Genomic DNA, 21001 nt, shown 5'->3' with positions numbered 1-21001 from the left:
CGTAAAAACAGGAGGTCGGGGCCGTTGTACGGTCAGCGGCCGGCGGCTCTGCGAGCGGCCGTGACCGCCGCGAGGACCTGCGCCAGGACGCGGCTGCCCGGTGGTGTCGCCGGCGGCTCGTATGTCCAGGCGTGACCGACCCAGGGGTCGGCGAGGTGGTTGTCGGCGACCGGGGTGATCCGCAGCAGCGAACGCCACAGCGGGTCGAGGACCGGCCCGTACGCACTCGCGTCCTCCCGGTCCGCGACCATCAGCAGATGCACGCCGACCGAGGGGCCCTCGTCGGCGAGGTAGCGGAGCTGGGTGACGGCCCGGTCGTCGAAGCCGTGCGGGAAGTCGTTGACCACCAGGAGCTGCTCGCCTGTGTCCAGGTCGGGCGGGAGCGCGTCGGCCGCACCGGCCCGCACGGCCATCTGCACCAGGTCCACGCGCCGGGTGAGGTGGGCGAGGACCGAGGCCACTCCCCCGGGCCCGGGGGCGGGCGGCCCGGCGAGGACGCCCGCGTCGACCAGCGGCGCCATCGACCCGGCCGCCGAGCCCGCCGGGTCGATGACATGGACCGAGAACTCACCGGGCGGGTACACCGCGAGCAGCCGGGCCGCGTGCAGGACGGCGGTCTCCACCGCGAGGCGGCGGAGCCGGTCGGTGTCCATGAGGGCGGCGGCCTCGGATGCCGTACGCCCGCTGTCCACCCATATCCCCCGCTCCAGCGGCAGCCGGACGAGCAGCGGGATGCGCAGGTCGGTGCGCTCGGGCAGATGGAGATCACCGATGCGCAGGGCCATCGGCAGCTCCATCGGGATGCGGTGGGCGTGCCAGACGGGGTTGTCCCAGCCGGCGTACGCGGCGGGGAGCGCGGGCTCGACGACGGCCGCCTCGGCGGCCAGCTGGGCGAGGTCGCGGTCGAGGACCTCACGGGCCCGGGCGGTCAGCTCGTCGCGCTTGGCGCGGGCCTCCTCGCGGGCGCGGTCGCCCGTACCGCCGATCCGGTTGCGCGGGTCGGACAGGGACCGGTCGAGCTCCTGGCCCATCCGCGACTCGGCGAAGTCCACGGCGCTGCGGTAGGCCGCGGCGGCCCGTGCCAGGTCCTCGAACATGCCCCAGATCTGGTTGTAGAGCCGCTCGTCCATCGACCAGCCGGTCGCGTCCCCGGCGACCGGCTGCGGGGCCTGTCCGGGCTCGGCGGGGGGCGCGGCGGGCGGGGGCGGCGGCGGGGCGGCGTGCTGCCGGCGCGGGTGCGCGTAGTTGATGGGGCCACCGGCCGCGGGGGTGGCGGAGGCGCCGGGGCCGGTCGGCGGGTGTGCGGGCGCGGCGGGCTGTGGCACGGCCGACGGGTGTGCGGGCGGCTGGGGCTGGGGCACGGCCGGAGGGTGGGCTTGCGTTGCCGACTGGGGCGCGGCGGGTGGGTGAACTGTCGGCTGGGGCTGGGGCACGGCCGGTGGGTGCGGGTCCGACGGTCCGGAGGCGTGCCGTACGCGGTCGCCCTCGGGGGTGCGGGGCGGCGGTGGGGCCACCGAGCGGGCCAGGGACCGGGCGACCGCCTCCTGGATGGACGCGGCCAGCTCGGCCGCCCCGGCCAGGCCCTGGTCGGCGAGCATCTCGGCCAGCCCGGCCGCGTACCCCTGTCCGACGGCCCGGACCTTCCAGGCGCCCTGGCGGCGGTAGAGCTCCAGGGCGCTGACCGCCGACTCGGCGTCCAGGCCGGTGAGCGTGAAGGTGGCGATCTCGGTGCCGTCGAGCCCGGTGACGGCGACGAACGGCGCGGCGGTGGCGCCGAACCGGGTCGGCCCGCCGACGCCCGTCGGCAGGGCGAGCAGAACGGTGACCCGGTGCACCTCGTCGGGCAGGGCCTCCAGGTCGACGGCGAGACGGTGGCCGGCCGCGGCCTGGCGGGAGACCTCCAGTCCGGGAAGCCGGTGGGCACCGGGGTGGGCGATCCACTCGACGCCGCGCACCGTGCCGTTCTGGTCGCCGAGGGTGGCTCCGGCCACGACGGGTGAGCCCGCCGACACCCGGATCTCCAGACGGGTCTGGGGCAAGGTGTGGTTCTGCCCCCGGACCAGTTCGGCCGTCATTGCGCTGTCCCCCTCGACGATGTGTGCTGCGCCGGGCTCCGCGCGGTGCAGCTCCCGGTGGCCGATGCCTCCGGGAGCTGCACGTGCCGGTGCCGGCCTCTGATCCGGTCCGGTCCGCCTACAGGTGGGGCAGGATGAACGGCATCAGGTCCTGGAAGGTGCGGCCGTTGGCCGGGTTTCCGAGGGCCGTCATCTGCCATCCGCTGCCCGCACGGTGCACCTTCGCCATGATCTGTGCGGTGTACTGGCCGCCGCCGTCCAGCGTGTACCGGGCGAGCTCCTGGCCGTTGGTCTCGTCGACGATGCGGCAGAAGGCGTGCCGGACCTCCTGGAACGTCTGTCCGGTGAAGGAGTTCACCGTGAAGACGATCTGGTCGATGTGGACCGGGACGCGCTGGAGGTCGACGAGGATCGCCTCGTCGTCGCCGCCGGAGCCGGCACCGCCGACGAGGTTGTCACCGGTGTGCTTGACCGAGCCGTCGTCGCTGACGAGGTGACGGAAGAACACGACGTCGACCGGCTGCTTGTCGGCGAAGAGCACCGCCGAGGCGTCGAGGTCGATCTCCCGGGTGCGCGAGCCGAACAGACCGCGGCGCGGAGCCGCCTGCCAGCCGAGCCCCATCCGTACCGCGGTCAGGGTCCCCCCGTCGCTCTTCTGCAGGCTGATGGCCTGACCCTTGGTCATATTGACCGTCACGCGCTGTCCCCTCTCGGCATTGCCCCGCAACCATCCGTGTGCGGTTTCCCGCACCCTACGCATTCCCCCCGGGACGGCAGCAGGTTCGGTCCGTTTTTGTGTCGGTCTTGCAACACACCGGGGGGCGACGGCCCCCGGTGTGGTCCCTGTCGGGCGCCGCCCGTCGCGTCAGGCGAGGCCCGCCTCCTTCATCTGGCGCAGCTCCTTCTTCAACTCGCCCACCTCGTCGCGCAGCCGGGCGGCCACCTCGAACTGCAGGTCGGCGGCGGCGGCCCGCATCCGGTCGGTCATCTCCTCGATGATCCCGGCCAGTTCGGTGGCGGGACGGTCGCTGACGACCGCACCGGCCGACGCGCCCCGGCCCTTCGCGCCGCCCTTGGCCGTCTTGGCGCCGAGCGTCGGCACCGGGGTCCTGGCCTCTTTGCCCTGCCGGTAGCCGCTGCCGAGGAGCTGCTCGGTGTCGATCTCCTCGCGGGCGATGGTCGCGACGATGTCGTTGATCTTCTTGCGCAGCGGCTGCGGGTCCAGGCCGCGCTCGGTGTTGTAGGCGATCTGCTTCTCGCGGCGGCGGTTCGTCTCGTCGATGGCCTGCGCCATCGCCGGGGTGATCTTGTCCGCGTACATGTGGACCTGGCCGGACACGTTACGGGCGGCGCGTCCGATGGTCTGGATGAGGGAGGTGCCGGAGCGCAGGAAGCCCTGCTTGTCGGCGTCGAGGATGGCCACGAGGGACACCTCGGGGAGGTCGAGGCCCTCACGCAGCAGGTTGATGCCGACCAGGACGTCGTACTCGCCGGAGCGCAGCTCGCGCAGCAGCTCGATGCGGCGCAGGGTGTCGACGTCGCTGTGCAGATACCTGACCTGGATGCCGAGCTCCAGGAAGTAGTCGGTGAGGTCCTCCGACATCTTCTTGGTGAGGGTGGTGACCAGGACCCGCTCGTCGCGCTCGGTGCGCTTGCGGATCTCGTGCACCAGGTCGTCGATCTGCCCCTCGGTGGGCTTGACGACGATCTCGGGGTCGACCAGGCCGGTGGGGCGGATGATCTGCTCGACGAAGCCGTCGCCGCGCGAGAGCTCGTACTTCCCCGGGGTGGCGGAGAGGTAGACCGTCTGGTCGATCCGCTTCAGGAACTCCTCCCACTTCAGCGGGCGGTTGTCCATGGCGGACGGCAGCCGGAAGCCGTGGTCGACGAGCGTCCGCTTGCGGGAGGCGTCGCCCTCGTACATAGCGCCGATCTGCGGGACCGTGACGTGCGACTCGTCGAGGACGAGCAGGAAGTCCTCGGGGAAGTAGTCGAGGAGGGTGTTGGGGGCGGTGCCGGGGGCGCGCTCGTCGAAGTGCATCGAGTAGTTCTCGACGCCGGAGCAGCTGCCGATCTGGTGGAGCATCTCGATGTCGTACGTCGTGCGCATGCGCAGCCGCTGGGCCTCCAGCATCTTGCCCTGCTTCTCCAGCTCGGCCAGCCGCTCCTGGAGCTCCTCCTCGATGCCCCGGACGGCCTTCTGCAACCGCTCGGGTCCGGCCACGTAGTGGCTGGCGGGGAAGACGTGCAGCGACCGGTCCTCGCTGATGACCTCTCCGGTCAGCGGGTGGAGGGTGGAGAGCGCCTCGATCTCGTCGCCGAACATCTCGATGCGGACGGCGAGCTCCTCGTAGACCGGGAAGATCTCGATGGTGTCGCCGCGGACCCGGAAGGTGCCGCGGGTGAACGCGACGTCGTTGCGCGTGTACTGCATCTCCACGAACCGGCGCAGCAACTGGTCCCGGTCGATCTCCTCGCCGACCTTGAGCTGGACCATGCGGTCCACGTACTCCTGGGGCGTGCCGAGGCCGTAGATGCAGGAGACGGAGGCGACCACGATGACGTCGCGCCGGGTGAGCAGCGAATTCGTCGCCGAGTGGCGCAGCCGCTCGACCTCCTCGTTGATGGAGGAGTCCTTCTCGATGTAGGTGTCCGACTGCGGGACGTACGCCTCGGGCTGGTAGTAGTCGTAGTACGAGACGAAGTACTCCACCGCGTTGTTCGGCAGGAGCTCGCGGAACTCGTTGGCCAGCTGGGCGGCGAGCGTCTTGTTCGGCGCCATCACCAGGGTGGGGCGCTGCAGCTTCTCGATCATCCAGGCGGTGGTCGCCGACTTGCCGGTGCCGGTCGCGCCGAGCAGGACGACATCCTTCTCACCTGCGCGGATGCGCCGCTCCAGCTCGGCGATGGCCGCCGGCTGGTCGCCGCTGGGCTGGTAGGGACTGACGACCTCGAAGGGCGCCACCGAACGTTCGATCTTGGAAACGGGCCGCATGCAACCACCGTACGGCCCCCCACTGACAACGGCCTCGGATCGGCGTCACCGGGCGGCCCGGCGCCCCGGCGGAGGGGCGGGCGGGAAGAGCGGTGGGCGGGGGCGGGACGGTCAGTCCGGCGGGTGGTGGTGGGAGGTGAGGCCGGGCACGGCGGGGTGCAGCTGCACCCCGAGCGCGGCCATGCCGGTGTAGTGCATCCCGGTCACCGCGGCGGCCATCATGACGGCCGCCCCCAGGCCGGAGAGGAAGGCGCGGGAGGACAGGGCGAACCGGAGCGCGGCCGTGGCGGCGGCCGCGGCGATCAGGACCGAGAGGACGACGAGGGGTGTCTCGTACGTGAAGTGCCCCGGGAAGCGGATGCCCGCCATACCCAGGTAGTGGGTGGAGGCGATACCGAGGCCGGTGAGGGTGCCGCCCGTGATCAGCGCCATGCGGGTCGCGCCCCGGTACCCGACAATGAAGAGGCCGACACCGGCCATCACGACGGCCACGACCAGACCGGCGAGGATGTGGGGCTTGTCGTGGGAGAGCGGTGCCTCCACGACGGTGAAGCCCGTCATCGCGACGAAATGCATGGCCCAGATGCCGGAGCCGATGGACAGCGCACCCAGTGCCAGCCGGCCGGTCCTGAAGGAGCGTGCCGTGCGGGGAGACCTGATGGTGAAGCGGAGTCCGAAGGCGGCCCCCAGACAGGCCACGAGGAAAGCCAGGACCGGGATCACCGGGCCATGGGTGAATCCGTCGACCGTTCCCTGCATGCCTGCACGCCCTTCGAGAAAGCCCGGGTTCGAGGGGGATCCCCCGGGGTCCGACAGGCATATGTAAGGAACACATTTTATCGGCACGGGACCGTGCTCCCGGCCTCCTGGTGTGTATCCCGGGCCACTCCGGTGGCGCGGATTCCGTTCATTCCGTGGCCATCGCCGCCCCGCCCGGCGTTGGTGGGCCGCTGCCAGTCTCGTCGTGTCCGCACACTCCGATACGAGGAGTCCACGTGTTCGTACGCACCGCTACCGCCTCCACCGCCGCCGCGGCCGTACTCGGCGCCGGCGCCCTGCTGCTGCCCGCCGCCCAGCCGCAGGAGACGGCCGCCCGTACCCCGGACCGGCAGACGAGCCCCGTCGTCGTGGCCCACCGGGGCGCCTCTGGTTACGCACCGGAGAACACGCTCGCCGCCGTGGACGCCGCGAAGGCGCTCGGCGTCGACTGGGTGGAGAACGACGTCCAGCGCACCAAGGACGGCGTGCTGGTCGTGCTGCACGACACCGACCTGAAGCGCACGACGGACGTCGAGGAGGTCTTCCCCGGCCGCGCGCCGTGGGCCGTCAAGGACTTCACCGCCGCGGAGGTGGCGAAGCTGGACGCGGGAAGCTGGTTCGGGAAGCAGTTCGCCGGGGCCCGGGTGCCGACGCTCACCCAGTTCGTGAACCGCCTGGAGCGCAACCGGCAGAAGCTCCTTCTGGAGATCAAGAGCCCGTCCACCTATCCGGGCATCGAGCGGGACATCCTGCGCGTACTGCGCAAGGAGGGGTGGCTGGACCGCGCGCACGTAAGGGACCGGCTGGTCATCCAGAGCTTCGGCGCCGGCAGCATCAAGGAGGTGCACGCCCTGCGGCCCGACATCATCACCGGCTTCCTGGGCACCCCGGCGGTGGCGGACCTCCCTTCGTACGCGGCGTTCGCCGACCAGATCAATCCCTCGTACGCGACGATCGGCGCCGAGTACGTGGCGGCCGTGCAGCGGCTCAAGGGGCCGCACGGCAAGCGGCTGAGGGTCAACACCTGGACGGTCAACGACGCGGCGAAAGCGGCGAAGGCCCGCGCCTACGGCGTCGACGGCATCATCACCAACTATCCCGACGTGGTGCGCGACGCCACGCGCTGACGCGGTGGGGTGGGGGGCGGCGGAGCAGGGAACGGGGCCGTTGTCAGTGGCCGGTCGTACGGTGGTCGGCATGAACAACTACGGGCTCGGTGGCGAGCCGACCGTCGAGTGGTCCGTCGTGGAGAGCGGTATCGGGCCGCTGCTGCTCGCCGCGACCTCCGCCGGTCTGGTGAGCGTGGCCTTCCATGCCCGCCCCGACGTCCGGGACGCGGCGCTCGCACAGCTGCGGACCCGGCTCGGCGCGGAGCCGGTGGAGGCGCCCGGCTCGGTGCGGCTGGCCGAGCCGATACGCAGGCTCTCGGCGTACTTCGCGGGTGAGCGGCAGGACTTCGGCCTTGAGCTGGACTGGTCGCTGACGGCCGGGTTCCACCGCGAGGTGCTCCGCGAGCTGGCATCCGGGGTGCCCTACGGGACGGTCGTCGGGTACGGGGAGCTGGCCGCACGGGTCGGCCGGCCGGAGGGGGCACAGGCGGTGGGGGCGGCGATGGGGGCCAACCCCCTGCCGGTGGTGGTGCCCTGCCACCGGGTGGTGGAGAGCGACGGCGGCCTCGGGGGGTTCGGGGGCGGACTGGAGACGAAGCGGCAGCTGCTGGCGCTGGAGGGAGTGCTTCCGCAGCCGCTGTTCTAGGGGGCGTCCTGAGCGGCTGGTGCGATTCCCGGACGCTTCGGCGGCCGGTTCACCCGTACGGGTGCAACACGCCGTTCATCTGATGGCACACTTCGCCGGTGACGCCACCCCTCCCCCGCTCCGCCGTCCCGCCGGTCACGGCCGCCGGGCTGCCCGCCCTCCAGCGCCGGACATCGGCCGTGCTCGTCGTCAGCCAGATACTCGGCGGCCTCGGTGTGGCCATCGGCATCGCCCTGGCTCCGATGCTGGCCACCGAGGTGACCGGTTCCGAGGCCCTGTCCGGTCTGGCCCCGACCGCTTCCGTCGCCGGTACGGCGCTGCTGTCGCTGCCGCTGGCCGCCCTGATGACCTCGCGCGGCCGCCGCCCCGGTCTGGTGCTCGCCTATCTGATCGGTGCGCTCGGCGGCGCTCTGGTCGTCCTCGGCACGGTGGTGCGCAGCTTCCCGTTGCTGCTGCTCGGGATGGCCGCGTTCGGCGCCGGGTCCTCCGCCAATCTCCAGGCCAGGTTCGCGGCGGCCGACCTGGTCGGGCCGGAGCGGCGGGGCCGGGCGATCTCGACCGTCATCTGGGCCACCACCATCGGCTCGGTGGTGGGCCCCAACATCGCGGCCCCGGCGGGCCGGGTGTTCCGCGGGACGCCGGTGCCGGAGACCGCGGGCCCCTACCTCTGGTCGGCCGCCGCCTTCCTGCTCGCCGGAGTGGTCGTGGCCGTACTCCTGCGGCCCGACCCGCTGCTCACGGCCCGCGCCCTGGCCCCGCAGAGCCCCCAGGGCGAGCGGAAGAGGTCCCTGCGCGCCGGGATCGCGGCCGTCCGGGAGTCGCCGATGGCCAAGCTGGCCCTGGTGGCCGTCACCGTGTCGCACACCGCGATGGTGTCGATCATGGTCATGACCCCGGTCCATCTGGGCGGGCACGGTGCGGACCTCCAGCTGATCGGGCTGGTCATCAGCGGGCACATCGCGGGCATGTACGCGTTCTCGCCGGTGATGGGGTGGCTGGCCGACCGGTTCGGGCGGCTCTCCGTGATCGGCCTGGCGGTCGGTCTGCTGAGCTCCGCCGCGCTGCTCGCGGGCACCGCGGGGCCCCGGCACGGCCAGACCGCCCTGGGCCTGTTCGTGCTCGGCCTCGGCTGGTCGGCGGGGATGATCGCCGGTTCGGCGCTGCTCACCGACTCCGTACCGCAGGAGGCCCGGGCAGCCGTGCAGGGTCTGTCGGACCTGACCATGAACGCGGCGGCAGGCATCGGCGGAGCGACGGCCGGGGTGATCGTCGCCCAGTGGGGGTACGGCCCACTGAACGCGGTCGGTGCCGCCCTGCTGCTGCCGGTGGCCGCCCTCGCCCTGCGCCGGAGCCTGAGGCCCACCGCGGATCTCAAGGGCCCCACGGACCCACAGGCCCAGGAGACCTCGTAGACCCCGGTGGACCCACGAGTCTCAGAGGCTGATGTGGTACGCCTTGCGGAGCGTCTCGTGCACCGTCCAGGTCGTCCGGTCGCCCTCGCGCAGTACGCAGGCGTCCCCCGGCCCGATCTCCAGCGTCGCGCCGCCCTCGACCGCGACGGTCGCCCGCCCGCTGACGACCACGAACAGCTCGTTCGCCTCGGTGTCGGTGACCACTCCCGGAGTGATCTGCCAGATCCCGCGCACCTGTGTGCCGTCGGCGGACTCCCACAGCACCTTGCCCGTCACCACGGGCTCGCCCGAGAGGATCTGTGCCGGATCCAGAGGTTCCGGTTCGAGCTCGGCGTCCGGGATGTGCACGGCGAAGGAGGCGGGGGCCTGGTCATTTGTCGTCATGGCCGGTCACCCTAGCGACCACTTCCGGCCGACCCGTCACCAGGACCGGCCGGAACCCGTCCCCCCATGGTTTGCGGCCCTCCTGCCCGCGACAGGGATGGGGACATGCCACAGAACACCGACACCTCCTACGAGCCGGTCCTCTCCGCCGAGGTACGCGCGGCCCTGGCCGGCGGGCTGCCCGTCGTGGCCCTGGAGTCGACGATCATCGCGCACGGGCTGCCGCGCCCCCGCAACCTCCGCGTCGCCGTCGAACTGGAAGGGATCGTCCGGTCCGCCGGTGCGGTCCCGGCCACCATCGCCGTCCTGGACGGGCAGGCCCATGTGGGCCTGGAGAAGGACCAGTTGGAGCGGGTGGCCGGGGATCCGGCGGTCCGGAAGCTGGGCCACCGCGATCTCGCCCCCGCCCTCGCGCTCGGGGCGAGCGGAGCGACGACGGTCTCCGCGACCGCGTTCCTGGCGGCGCGGGCGGGCCTGCGCTTCTTCGCCACCGGCGGGCTCGGGGGCGTACACCGGGAGTGGGCCGACAGCCAGGACGAGTCGGCCGATCTGCGGCTCCTGGCCCGCACCGGGATCACGGTGGTCTGCGCGGGCGTGAAGTCGATCCTCGACGTCCCGGCGACACTCCAGCGCCTGGAGACCCTGGGGGTGGGCATCCTCGGTTACGGCACCGACCACTTCCCCGGCTTCTATCTGAGCAGCTCCGGGCAGCCGGTCGACTGGACCGTGCACAGCCCCGAGGAGGTGGTGGAGGTGGTCCGGGCGAAGGAGGCGCTGGGCGGCCCTGCGGCCGCGCTGATCGTCGCCAACCCCGTACCGGAAGCGGACCAGTTGGATCCCACGCTGCACGACCGGGTGCTCGCGGAGGCGCTCGACGCGTGCCGCGAGCGCGGGATCACCGGGCAGGGCGTCACCCCGTTCCTGCTGGACCAGCTGATGCGGCGGACCGAGGGCGCGTCGCTGGAGGCGAATCTGGCGGCGGTACGGGGGAACGTGCGGCTCGCGGCACGGATCGCCGCAGCGGCAGCCGTACGGTGAGCCTCCCGGCGGCGGGGAGCGGGCTACTCGTGGTGGGGGACGTGGTCACCGATGTCGTGGCGCTCCACGGCTCCCCGCTCGCCCACGGCACGGACACCCCGGCCCGGATCAGGAGCGTGCCGGGCGGCGCGGGGGCCAACGTCGCTTGCTGGGCGGTGCGTTCGGGGTGCCGGGAGGTGGCGCTGCTGGCCAGGGCCGGGATGGAGTCCGCCGACTGGCACCGGGACGCGCTGGAGCGGGCGGGGGTGCGGGCGCTGCTGGCGGTGGACGAGGAGGTGGCGACCGCGACCGTCATCTCCCTGGTGGACGCCACCGCCGAGCGGACGTTCCTCACCGACAGCGGGGCCGTGCTGCGGCTCGCCACCGAGGACTTCGCGCCCTCCATGCTCGACGGCATGGGGTGGCTGCACCTCTCCGGCTATCTCCTGTTCGCCGCGACGAGCCGCGCCACGGCACGGCTCGCGCTACGTACGGCCCGGGAGCGGGGCGTTCCGGTGAGCGTGGATCCGGCGTCGGCGGGGTTTCTGGCGGAGCTGGGCCCGAAGCGGTTCCTGGGGTTCGCCGAGGGGGCCGAGCTGCTGCTGCCGAACGCGGACGAGGCGCGGCTGCTGACGGGGCTGCCCGAACCGGCGGACGCGGCTGCCGAGTTGAGCCGTCTCTTCCCCCGGGTCGTCGTCACCCTGGGCGAGCGGGGTGCGGTGGTGGCCGCCGGGGGTGTGGTGACGGGGCGGGTCGGCGCCCGGCCGGTCCGGGACCCGGTCGACTCGACGGGCGCGGGTGACGCGTTCACCGGCGGGTTCCTCGCGGCGCTGCTGGCGGGGGCGGACGACCGGGCCGCCGCGGCGGAGGGCTGCCGGGCGGGGGCCGAGGCGGTGGCGACGGTGGGCGGACGCCCGCGCACGTAAGACCGCCCTCGCACTCAGAGGCCGCCGAAGACCGCCCCTAGAGGCCACCGCCCAGCCCCGACCACGCCGGGTGGAGCGGGTCGTCCGCGCGCACGACCACGTCCGCCGTGTCGGCGGGCGCCACCTCGTCCTCGTACCGGGCGAAAGCAGGCAGCGCCCACCGCTCCGCCTCCGCCGTGCGCCGCCGCAACGCCCCCGGCGAGAGCCGCACATGGACGCTCAGCGCGAACGGGAACCAGCGGCCGAGCAGCATCGGCCCGTGCACGATCACCACGCCGCCCTCCGGCAGCGGGTGGTACGGCGTACGGGTGGCCCGGTCGGTCACCGGGTCCCACAGGTCGGGCAGCACGCGCCCGGAGCCGCCCGCCTCCAGCGGCCCGAACACCTCGCGCCAGAGCGCCCCGGTGTCGAACCAGCTGTCGGCGTACGAGTCGGGGTCCTCCTTGCCGTACTCGAAGCGCAGGCTCGCCGGGCGCAGGAAGCCCTCCATCGGGACGACCAGCACCGAACGGCCGCGCAACCTCAGCTCCTGGGCCACCCGTTCGGCCAGGTCGCCGGTGCGGGCGGCCGGGGCGCCGTCGATGCCGAGGGTGAGCCGGGGTGATCCGTCGGCGGCGGAGAGGCCGTCGCTGTGCCGGGCCAGCTCGTCGGCCAGCCGTTCCCAGGTGATCGCTTCGAGTCGCACGCCTCCATCATCCATCCCGGCAGCCGCGGCCCCGCGTCACTCGCCCCGCAGCTCGGCGGCGAGCGGTCCGTCGCCCGACACCTCGATCCGGCCGACCTTGACCGCCTCCGCGAGGGTGACGCCGCCGCGCCCCAGCTCCAGGCACAGTTCGGCGTCGAGGGTGATGCGGGCGTCGGCCCGGGGCGCCGGCCCGAACCCGTACGGCTCGCCCTCGAACTCCGCCGCCGCTCCCCCTCCCGTACGGACATGGAACACGCCCTCGTCCAGCCGGACTTCGAGGACGCCCTCATGCGTGAGCCCGGCCAGCGCGCGGAGCAGCGGCAGGGCGAACCAGTGGGCGCGCACGGCGTCGGTGGGGCGGCGTTCGGTGAGTGCGGGGGCTCCCCACTCGGCGAGGGCGGCCAGGACGGGGAGCAGGCCGTGGCCGCGCTCGGTCAGCTCGTAGACCGAGGCGGGGGCCGGGGGCGGGAGCTTGCGGCGTACGGCGAGGCCGCCCTGTTCCATGTCCTTGAGGCGGGAGGCCAGGACGTCGGTGGAGACGCCGGGCAGGTCGGCGTGGAGGTCGGTGTAGCGGCGGGGTCCGGCCAGCAGTTCGCGGACGATCAGCAGTGTCCACCGGTCGCCGACGGAGTCGAGGGCGCGGGCGGTGGCGCAGAACTGGTCGTAGCTCCGGCGTCTGACGGGGCGTGGGGCGGCGGACTGCTGACGTGGCATGCGACGCAGTCTAGACATGTTGTTGGACTTTCCAAGCTCAAGCTTGGTAAAACCAAGTATCGCAGTTCGGCTCGGGGAGGCACCGCATGGAGTTCCGGCAGTCCAGCAAGCTCAACGAGGTCTGTTACGAGATCCGGGGCCCGGTCATCGAGCACGCCAACGCCCTGGAGGAGGCGGGCCACAGCGTGCTCCGGCTCAACACGGGCAACCCGGCGCTCTTCGGCTTCGAGGCGCCGGAGGAGATCGTCCAGGACATGATCCGGATGCTGCCCCAGGCCCACGGCTACACCGATTCGCGCGGCATCCTCTCCGCGCGGCGGGCGGTGGCGCAGCGCTATCAGGCCATGGGGCTCACCGAGGTCGGCGTGGACGACATCTTCCTCGGCAACGGGGTCTCCGAGCTGATCTCCATGGCCGTGCAGGCGCTGCTGGAGGACGGCGACGAGGTGCTGATCCCGGCCCCGGACTTCCCGCTCTGGACAGCCGTCACCACGCTCGCGGGCGGCAAGGCCGTGCACTACATCTGCGACGAGGAATCCGACTGGAACCCGGACCTCGCCGACATGGCCTCGAAGATCACCGACCGGACCAGGGCCGTCGTGATCATCAACCCGAACAACCCCACCGGCGCGGTCTATCCGCGCGAGATCCTCGAAGGAATTCTGGACCTGGCGCGCCGGCACGGGCTGATGGTCTTCGCCGACGAGATCTACGACCAGATCCTGTACGACGGAGCCGAGCACCACAGCGCCGCCGTCCTCGCCCCGGACCTGGTCTGCCTCACCTTCAGCGGGCTCTCGAAGACGTACCGGGTGGCCGGGTTCCGCTCCGGCTGGCTGGTGGTGTCCGGTCCGCAGCAGCACGCCCGCAACTATCTGGAGGGCCTCACCATGCTGGCCTCCATGCGGCTGTGCCCCAACGCCCCCGCGCAGTACGCCATTCAGGCCGCGCTCGGCGGGCGGCAGTCCATCCGGGAGCTGGTGGCGCCGGGCGGCAGGCTGCACGAGCAGCGGGACCGGGCCTGGGAGCGGCTGAACGAGATCCCCGGGGTCTCGTGCGTGAAGCCGAAGGGCGCGCTGTACGCGTTCCCGCGCATCGATCCGAAGGTGCACCCGATCGTCGACGACGAGAAGTTCGTGCTGGACCTGCTGCTGCGGGAGAAGATCCAGGTGGTGCAGGGCACCGGCTTCAGCTGGCCGCGCCCGGACCACTTCCGCATCCTGACCCTCCCGTACGCCGACGACCTCGACGCGGCGATCAGCCGCATCGGCCGCTTCCTGAACGGATACCGCCAGTGACCTGTGCCCTCTGCCCGGTCCCCGTCCACACCCAATTCGCCACGGCCGAGCTGGTGGGGGCGATCGTGGAGGGCGGGCTCGACCCGGCCGACGACCCCGGCTGGGCGGAGTCGGGAGCGGGTTCGCCCGCCGAGTACGCGCGCTGGGCAGGTCATCTGTGCGGTATGACCTGCCTGCGCATGGCGCTCGGCGCCGACGCCCCCTCGCTGTTCGAGCTGCGGGACGGGGCGCTGGAGTACGGGGCATACACGGAGGACGGGGACGGCACGATCCGGGGCCTGGTCTACGCGCCCTTCGCGGAGTACGTCAGCGAGGTGTACGGGCGTGAGGCCGCGGTCCACCGGCACCTGGAGGTGGACGCGATCCCCGCGCTGCTGGACGCGGGCCGGACCGTGCTGGCCTCCGTCCACTACGGGATCCGGCATCCGGAGCGGCCGGCTCCGGGGCGGGGCGGGCATCTGGTGCTGGTGACCGCGCGCACGGCCGACGGGTCGGGCCTCCACTTCCACAACCCGTCGGGGACGGACGCGGGGACGCGGTCGGCCGTGCTGCCGGTGGCGGAGTTCGAGCGGTTCTTCGCGGGGCGGGGCGTGTCGCTGACGTGAGGCGCCGGCCCTCGGAACCGGAACCTCCGGAAACGGGAGCGGGCCCGGAGGCGTAGCCGGCCTCCGGGCCCTGAGTGTGCCGCCCATCGGGCACGCCGGCACGTTTAAGGGTCCGGGTCAGTCATGATGTCGTCGCGTCCTGCCTTTGGACCACCGCAGATCGAAGCTCTGCGGGCCGGACTTGAACCGGCATCTCGACGCGCGCGGGCCCGGGCCCGTTCGATCCGGCGATCGGCGGCGAATGCTGAGTCTGGAGCAATAGTCTGAGATTGACGGCGGTCTGCCTCTGCCGGCTTGGGCTACTCCGGCCCGTGCCGGAGGGAGGAGTCGAACCTCCACTGGAACCGCGCCTTCACGACAAGCCTCAGTTTCAGCTTGCGCTCCTCGCGCACCCCGGCCGCCTTGACCGGCTGCCGGGGAATCCATGGTCGGTCACCCGAAGAGGTAACCGAATACCGCATCACCCACCCGCTGGTCGGTGACGTCTGCGCCGTTGGCCTCCTCGCGGGCGAACTTCACGGCCTGCTGGAGCTTCTCGACCCGGTCCAGCAGCTCGTTGACGCGCCGCGCGGGCAGCGCCCCGGAGAACTTCACCGTCGTCCAGTACCCGATCGGGATGTCCTCGTAGTACACCTCGACCTGCGCCGGGTGCTTCTCGGTGGCCTCCGCCTTCACGTGGTTGCGGGGCACCTTCTTCGTACGGAGCGTCCTGACCGGCTCGGTCCTCCAGGAGTCGGTCGACGGGTCCTGCACCCAGGACTCGGCGGCGTCCAGCACCGGCAGCTTGCGGATGAAGGTGTTGAGGTCGGTCAACTGCTTCTCCAGGAAGAGCAGATACGACACCGGCACCTCGCTCACCAGCACCCGGCCGTCGACCTTCACATCGGCCCTGGCCGAGCAGTTCGCCCAGTCCTTCGTGGCGGTCACATCGAAGAGCCGGGTGAGCGTGGCGGCGGTGGACCGCAGCACGTCCTCGGCCTTGACCTGGACCAGCGTCGACTCGGGCGGAAGCTGTTCGCCCTCCTCGTCCTTGGGCTGGTAGGTGCGGGAGATCCCGGCCAGCAGTCCGGCCTTCTGCAGGCCGTGGTGCGCTGCCGTCAGGTCCTGGTGCGCCTTGGACTTGACGCCCTTCTCCACTGCGATGATCTGATTGAGTTTCGCCACGTCGAGGACGCTAACAGCGCCAACTGGGCTGTGGCCAAGGGTTTTACCGCGCGTGCGGCCTACCGGACATACGGAGGGTCGGCCTCCGGGTCCGGGGCGGGGTCACCGGTCAGCAGCGCTTCGAGGGCGGCGACCGGATCCGGGTCCGGGGCGGCGCGCGGCCACCAGTCGTCGGCGCCGGGGTCGGACTCGTAGCCGTACCACCGGGCGTCGTGGCCGAAGCGGAGCTGGAACGTGCCGGCCGGGTGGGTGAGGTGGTTGCGCCAGGGCGTCAGGCGTGGGAACTCGGCGGCGGCCAGCAGGGGCCTGGCCCGGTCGAAGGGGCCGGCCGGCGGGTCCCAGGGTGTCTCCAGGACGGCGAGGCCCTCGGCGCCGCCCTGCCGCCAGGCGGCCACCGCGCGGGCCAGGTCGGTGGTGTTGCGGCCGGTGGCGTGGGCGAGCTCCCGGTAGAGAGCACGGGTGGTGGCGGTGAGTCCTGCGGTCGGGCGTGAGGCGGCGATACGGACCGCGTCCTGCCAGGGGGCGAGCCCGGCGAGCGGATCGCGGCCCGACGTCAGCAGCGCGTGGGCGCGGGCCGCGGCGTCGGTGGCGAGGTGGTCCAGGCCCAGCGGGTCGCGGGCACCCGGCAGGTCCGGGTAGGACGGCGGCTGACCCGGATTCGGCGGTACGGGAAGGGGCGCCGGGAGCGGCGGCAGGTACCGGTCCGCGAGGGCATCCGCCGCGGCGACCGAAGGGACGGCGGGGGCGGCGGGGCGCTCGCGGGCGGAGTGTTCGGCGTTGCGGCGGCCCAGCTCGTCCAGCAGCTCGCGCTCCCCCCGGCCCCGCATCAGCAGCAGGACGAACGGGTCGCTGTCGAGGAGCCGTGCCGTCTGGTAGCAGAGGGCGGCGACATGCTTGCACGGCCGGCCGAGGTCGGGGCACGTACAGCTCGGGTCCAGGTCGTCGGAGCCGGGCAGCAGCCGGACGTCGGCCTCCCGCGCGGTGTCGGCCAGGGAGTGCGGCATCTCCTTCGCCAGCAGCGCGGAGAGGTGGCCGGGGTGGACTGCGACCGCGTCGAGCAGGGTGTCCCAGCCGGTGTCGGTGAAGGTGCGCAGCCGCAGCTCGGCGCGGTAGGGGCGGGCGCGGCTGCCGTGCACATAGGCGACGACGCGTCCGGGGGTGACGGTGATCGCGGCGACCTTGCCGTCGTCGGCGTACGCGCGGCCGCGGGCGAGCCGGGCCTCGTCCATCGACAGGGACTCCAGCGCGGCCACCCAGGCGCGGCCCCACCAGCTGTCCGCGAAGGGCTCGCCCTGCTGGGAGGTGCGGGCGGGCACCGCCTCGAAGGTGCGCCGCAGATCGTCGGGGCCCGGCCGTGCGCGAGGAGCCGAGCCGGGGCGCGAGGCGGGACCGGGTGCCCTGCGGGATGGCGGACCGGGCGTCGTACGAGCTGCCGGTCCGGACGTCGGTCGCGGGCTCATGCGGGCCTCCGCAGCGAGACGAGGTCGGCGAGGTCACGGTCGCTGAGCTCGGTGAGGGCGGTCTCACCGGTGGAGAGAACCGCGTCGGCGAGGGCCCGCTTGGACTCCAGCAGCTCGGCGATCCGGTCCTCCACCGTGCCCTCGGCGATGAGGCGGTGGACCTGCACGGGCTGGGTCTGCCCGATGCGGTACGCCCGGTCGGTGGCCTGCTCCTCGACGGCCGGGTTCCACCAGCGGTCGTAATGGATGACATGGGCGGCCCGGGTCAGGTTCAGCCCGGTGCCGGCCGCCTTGAGGGAGAGCAGGAAGACGGGGACCTCGGCGGACTGGAAGCGGTCCACCATCCGCTCCCGCTCGGGCACCGGCGTACCGCCGTGGAGGAGCTGGGAGGGGATGGCGCGGGAGGCCAGGTGGGCGGAGAGGAGCTTGGCCATGGTCACGTACTGGGTGAAGATCAGGACCGAGCTGTCCTCGGAGAGGATCGTGTCGAGGAGCTCGTCCAGCAGGGCGAGCTTGCCGGAACGGCCGGTGAGCCGGGTGGGCTCCTCCTTCAGATACTGCGCCGGGTGGTTGCAGACCTGCTTGAGCGAGGCCAGCAGCTTCATGACGAGACCGCGGCGGGCGATGCCCTCGGCCCCCTCGATCTGCGCCATCGTCTCGCGCACGGCCGCCTCGTACAGCGTGGCCTGCTCCCGGGTGAGGGAGACGGGGTGGTCGGTCTCCGTCTTGGGCGGCAGCTCGGGAGCGATGCCGGGGTCGGACTTCTTGCGGCGGAGCAGGAAGGGGCGGACCAGCCGGGCGAGCCGCTCGACCGCCTCCTCGTTGCCGAGGCCCGCGGCCGTCCCGGTGTTCTCCACGATCCGGGCGTGCCGGGCCCGGAACGCCTTGAGCGGGCCGAGCAGTCCGGGGGTCGTCCAGTCGAGCAGGGCCCAGAGCTCGGAGAGGTTGTTCTCCACGGGGGTGCCGGTCAGGGCGACCCTGGCCGGGGCGGGGATGGTGCGCAGGGCCTTCGCGGTGGAGGAGTGCGGGTTCTTGACATGCTGGGCCTCGTCGGCGACGACCAGGTCCCAGGTGTGCGCGGCGAGCTGGGCGGCGCTGGAGCGCATGGTGCCGTATGTGGTGAGGACGAAGCCGCCGTCCTGCTCGCCCAGGGTCCGGTCGGTGCCGTGGAAGCGGCGGACCGGGACGCCGGGCGCGAACCGGTTGATCTCCCGGTGCCAGTTGCCGAGGAGGGAGGCGGGGCAGACCACCAGGGTGGGGGCCTTGCGCGCGCGGTGCAGGTGGAGGGCGATGAGGGTGATCGTCTTGCCGAGGCCCATGTCGTCGGCGAGGCAGCCGCCGAGCCCGAGCGAGGTCATCCGGTCCAGCCAGGCCAGGCCGCGCAGTTGGTAGTCCCGCAGGGTCGCGTCGAGTCCGGGCGGCGGTGCGATCACCGTGTCGTCGGCGAGGATCCGCGTACGGAGGGCGGCGAGGGCTCCGGCCGGGACGGCCTCGACCTGCTCCCCGTCCACCTCGGCGCTGCCGGTGAGGGCGACGGCCAGCGCGTCCACCGGGTCCAGCAGCCCCAGCTCCCGCTTGCGCGCCTTGCGGACGAGCGCGGGATCGACGACCACCCACTGGTCGCGCAGCCGCACCACCGGGCGGTGCGCCTCGGCGAGGGTGTCCATCTCGGCCTCGGTCAGCCGCTCGTCGCCCAGCGACAGCTGCCAGTTGAAGGCGAACAACTGCTCGGCGTCGAAGAACGACGTGCCGTCGGTGGCCGATCCGGGCGCGGGCCGCACGACGGCGGCCGCCGTCAGCGAACGGGCCAGCTCGCGAGGCCAGTGGACATGGACCCCCGCCGCCGCCAGCCGGGCCCCCGCATCGCTCAGCAGCTCGTACAGCTCGTCCTCGGTGATCGCGAGCACGTCGGGGACGGGCTGCCCCAGCAGTCGTTCCAGCGGGGCCCAGACCCGGGCGGCGCGGCGCAGCGCCAGCACCGCGTCGACCATGGCGCGCGGCCCGAACGGCTCGCCCGCCAGGCCGTTCCAGAGGGCTGCCGCGTCGACCACGTACGTCGGGTCGGCGAGGCTGTGCACCTGGACGACGGCCGCGGCGGCATGGCGGGCCGCCGGGTCGTCCGGGTGCTCCGGGGCACCCTGGTCGGGGTCCTCCCGGGAGGCGGTGACGGCGTAGGTGTCGGCGGTGTCGAACAACTCGTAGGCGGAGAGGTCGAGCCGCAGCGAGACCCGCACCCCCGCGTCCAGGCCGGAGGCCACCTCGACGGCCCAGGCGGCGGCGTGGGGCAGGTGCTGGGGCTCACGGGCGGCGAAGGGCGCGCCCATCGCGAAGGCGGCGGCGGGGGTGCGCGGGAGCGTGTCGGCGACCGCGTCCAGGAAGGACCCGATGAGGGCCTCCGGGTCGGGGAGCCGGGGCGGATCGAGCCCCGGGAGCGGCACCGCGTACCCCTCGGGCGGCAGCGCCGCGGCGGTGGCCCGCAGGTGCGCGATGTCCTCGGCGTCCCGGGGGCCAGCCCGCCAGGCGTCGTGGCCGCCCGCCGTGAGACCGGGCAGCAGCCTGCCGCGTGCGACCAGGTGGAGGGCGTGCAGGGCGGCCGCGCCCCAGCAGCGGGTGGCGGCGTGGGCGGACGCCAGGTGGCGGGCGCGGACGAGCACGGGCAGCGCGTCGGCCACGGAGAGCAGCGCGGCGGGCACCTCGACGCTCCGGACGCCGGGCTTCCCCGGGGCGGACGCCCCGCCCTGAGCATCCCGCCGGACGACCGTGAGCTCGGCCGCGCTGTAGGGCACACCGTCGGCCGGGGCCCGGTCGTCCGCGTAGGCCCCGTCCACGTAGGCGAAGGAGGACCCGTCCCCAGCGGCCGCTCCGGCGTCCGCGTGCGGGTCCCAGAAGGCGATCCGGCCCTCTCTCGGGACCTGGCCCGGCAGGAAGACCGCAGCGCAGCGCAGCAGGCGGCCGACGTCGGCGGTGCGCAGCTCGCCACCGCCCAGGTCGTGTGCATCCCGTGCCGCCATCACGGCCACCCCCTTCCGCCCGATCCGCCCAGTACGCCCAGCACGGTCCGTGCTGACTCTGCGAGTCTAGGCGGGGGGTGTGACAACACGTCCCGCAGCCGCTTCACCGCAGTTCGGAGCGGTATTCGGCGCACTCGGAACCTGTCCGGCGACGGACACGCCCAGTGATGGATGGGCGGCACCCCGTCCGGATGCCCCGTGAACCTCCGAGCCCCCTCCCGTCGCCCGGTCGGCCGCGCACCGGATGCCGGTGCGGTGGGGAGCGGGCAGGGTGGCCAGCGCCAGCACGTCTCCCCTGCGTACCTATGAGGGCCGGAGGCGTACCGAAGAGAGCCGGACGAGCACCGGACGAGCAGACGAGGACCCGCCCATGTCCGTGACCGCGCCCGATCCCCGCCGCCGACGCCGTCTGGGTGCCGTCGCCGCGGCCTCGCTCCTGGCCCTCACCGTCTCGGGCTGCTCCGGCCTGGGCCGCACCGCGGTCGGCCCGGTGACGTACACGACCGACCGCGAGGCGGTGGTGCAGGTGAACAGCCCCTCGGTGCGCGGCTGCCACCGGCTGGCCCCCGCCGGGGCCCGCGAGATCGAGAACGGCACGCTGGTCGACATCGTCGTCTACCCCACCCGTGACTGCACCGGCCGCGGGGCGGCGTACGTGGCCACCCGGTTCAGCGATGTGGCGGCCGAGAGCGGCCCGCCGTGGCGCAGCTACACCTTCGTGCACTGAGCGGACCGCGCAAA

At 73.0% G+C, this 21001-nt stretch carries 18 protein-coding genes; 8 read left to right on the top strand and 10 right to left on the bottom strand.

Annotation, left to right across the window (positions count from 1 at the left end):
- Nucleotides 1-32 precede the first annotated feature (32 nt).
- The 4 genes from ACK8N7_RS28730 to ACK8N7_RS28715 all read right to left on the bottom strand — a co-directional run bounded on the left by ACK8N7_RS28730 (nt 33) and on the right by ACK8N7_RS28715 (nt 5829).
- On the bottom strand, nt 33-2075 hold the full coding sequence (locus tag ACK8N7_RS28730; protein ID WP_500444491.1) for a TerD family protein: 2043 nt from the start codon (nt 2073-2075) through the stop codon (nt 33-35).
- 118 nt (nt 2076-2193) lie between these two features.
- Nucleotides 2194-2772, bottom strand: a complete 579-nt coding sequence (locus tag ACK8N7_RS28725) for a TerD family protein (RefSeq protein ID WP_403217936.1) — start codon at nt 2770-2772, stop codon at nt 2194-2196.
- Nucleotides 2773-2940: 168 nt separating this feature from the next.
- Entirely contained in the window at nt 2941-5070 is a 2130-nt protein-coding gene (uvrB, locus tag ACK8N7_RS28720; RefSeq protein ID WP_403217935.1) for an excinuclease ABC subunit UvrB, read from the bottom strand.
- Between the two features lie 111 nt (nt 5071-5181).
- Nucleotides 5182-5829 (bottom strand): MHYT domain-containing protein, encoded by a 648-nt coding sequence (locus ACK8N7_RS28715; RefSeq protein WP_403217934.1) that lies wholly within the window; start codon nt 5827-5829, stop codon nt 5182-5184.
- 236 nt (nt 5830-6065) lie between these two features.
- On the opposite strand from ACK8N7_RS28715, the gene ACK8N7_RS28710 reads away from it, so the two are divergent.
- The 3 genes from ACK8N7_RS28710 to ACK8N7_RS28700 all read left to right on the top strand — a co-directional run bounded on the left by ACK8N7_RS28710 (nt 6066) and on the right by ACK8N7_RS28700 (nt 8996).
- Nucleotides 6066-6956, top strand: a complete 891-nt coding sequence (locus ACK8N7_RS28710) for a glycerophosphodiester phosphodiesterase family protein (protein ID WP_403217933.1) — start codon at nt 6066-6068, stop codon at nt 6954-6956.
- Between the two features lie 70 nt (nt 6957-7026).
- Nucleotides 7027-7584, top strand: coding sequence for a methylated-DNA--[protein]-cysteine S-methyltransferase (locus ACK8N7_RS28705; protein WP_500444490.1), 558 nt, complete (start codon nt 7027-7029; stop codon nt 7582-7584).
- A gap of 179 nt (nt 7585-7763) precedes the next feature.
- Nucleotides 7764-8996, top strand: coding sequence for an MFS transporter (locus ACK8N7_RS28700; RefSeq protein ID WP_403217975.1), 1233 nt, complete (start codon nt 7764-7766; stop codon nt 8994-8996).
- Nucleotides 8997-9017: 21 nt separating this feature from the next.
- Here the strand turns inward: ACK8N7_RS28700 and ACK8N7_RS28695 are convergent, their stop codons facing one another.
- The gene (locus ACK8N7_RS28695; protein WP_403217931.1) at nt 9018-9380 is read right to left on the bottom strand and encodes a cupin domain-containing protein; all 363 of its coding nucleotides are present in this window, start codon (nt 9378-9380) and stop codon (nt 9018-9020) included.
- Between the two features lie 105 nt (nt 9381-9485).
- Here ACK8N7_RS28695 and ACK8N7_RS28690 point away from each other — a divergent pair, with 105 nt between their 5' ends.
- Both ACK8N7_RS28690 and ACK8N7_RS28685 read left to right on the top strand, forming a co-directional pair.
- Complete coding sequence (locus ACK8N7_RS28690; protein WP_500444489.1) at nt 9486-10418, top strand: pseudouridine-5'-phosphate glycosidase; 933 nt, start codon at nt 9486-9488, stop codon at nt 10416-10418.
- The gene (locus ACK8N7_RS28685; protein ID WP_500444488.1) at nt 10415-11323 is read left to right on the top strand and encodes a carbohydrate kinase family protein; all 909 of its coding nucleotides are present in this window, start codon (nt 10415-10417) and stop codon (nt 11321-11323) included. Before ACK8N7_RS28690 ends, ACK8N7_RS28685 begins: the two co-directional genes overlap by 4 nt.
- A gap of 37 nt (nt 11324-11360) precedes the next feature.
- On the opposite strand, the gene ACK8N7_RS28680 is transcribed toward ACK8N7_RS28685, so the two are convergent.
- Both ACK8N7_RS28680 and ACK8N7_RS28675 read right to left on the bottom strand, forming a co-directional pair.
- Nucleotides 11361-12008: a nucleoside/nucleotide kinase family protein gene (locus ACK8N7_RS28680; RefSeq protein ID WP_500444487.1), complete on the bottom strand. Its 648-nt coding sequence runs from the start codon at nt 12006-12008 to the stop codon at nt 11361-11363.
- A gap of 36 nt (nt 12009-12044) precedes the next feature.
- Nucleotides 12045-12722: a winged helix-turn-helix transcriptional regulator gene (locus tag ACK8N7_RS28675; RefSeq protein WP_500444486.1), complete on the bottom strand. Its 678-nt coding sequence runs from the start codon at nt 12720-12722 to the stop codon at nt 12045-12047.
- Nucleotides 12723-12808: 86 nt separating this feature from the next.
- Between ACK8N7_RS28675 and ACK8N7_RS28670 the strand changes: the two genes are divergently transcribed.
- Complete coding sequence (locus ACK8N7_RS28670) at nt 12809-14020, top strand: pyridoxal phosphate-dependent aminotransferase (protein ID WP_015607874.1); 1212 nt, start codon at nt 12809-12811, stop codon at nt 14018-14020.
- Nucleotides 14017-14625, top strand: a complete 609-nt coding sequence (locus tag ACK8N7_RS28665) for a cysteine peptidase family C39 domain-containing protein (protein WP_500444485.1) — start codon at nt 14017-14019, stop codon at nt 14623-14625. The genes ACK8N7_RS28670 and ACK8N7_RS28665 overlap by 4 nt, the downstream gene beginning before the upstream one ends.
- 432 nt (nt 14626-15057) lie before the next feature.
- Here the strand turns inward: ACK8N7_RS28665 and ACK8N7_RS28660 are convergent, their stop codons facing one another.
- The 3 genes from ACK8N7_RS28660 to ACK8N7_RS28650 are packed head-to-tail and all read right to left on the bottom strand — an operon-like array spanning nt 15058 to nt 20260.
- Nucleotides 15058-15789 carry a DUF7873 family protein gene (locus ACK8N7_RS28660; RefSeq protein ID WP_403217925.1) on the bottom strand — a complete coding sequence of 244 codons (732 nt, stop codon included), beginning with the start codon at nt 15787-15789 and terminating at the stop codon, nt 15058-15060.
- Between the two features lie 59 nt (nt 15790-15848).
- The gene (locus ACK8N7_RS28655) at nt 15849-17249 is read right to left on the bottom strand and encodes an SWIM zinc finger family protein (RefSeq protein ID WP_500444484.1); all 1401 of its coding nucleotides are present in this window, start codon (nt 17247-17249) and stop codon (nt 15849-15851) included.
- Nucleotides 17246-20260 carry an SCO1167/SCO6262 family helicase gene (locus ACK8N7_RS28650; RefSeq protein WP_500444483.1) on the bottom strand — a complete coding sequence of 1005 codons (3015 nt, stop codon included), beginning with the start codon at nt 20258-20260 and terminating at the stop codon, nt 17246-17248. Before ACK8N7_RS28650 ends, ACK8N7_RS28655 begins: the two co-directional genes overlap by 4 nt.
- Nucleotides 20261-20630: 370 nt before the next feature.
- Here ACK8N7_RS28650 and ACK8N7_RS28645 point away from each other — a divergent pair, with 370 nt between their 5' ends.
- Complete coding sequence (locus ACK8N7_RS28645) at nt 20631-20987, top strand: hypothetical protein (RefSeq protein ID WP_500444482.1); 357 nt, start codon at nt 20631-20633, stop codon at nt 20985-20987.
- The last annotated feature ends 14 nt before the right edge of the window (nt 20988-21001 follow it).

The organism is Streptomyces griseobrunneus (assembly GCF_046713465.1).
Classification (GTDB): domain Bacteria; phylum Actinomycetota; class Actinomycetes; order Streptomycetales; family Streptomycetaceae; genus Streptomyces; species Streptomyces microflavus.
The sequence above is the reverse complement of the archived record's forward strand: the minus strand, read 5'-3'. Positions and strand labels throughout refer to the sequence as shown.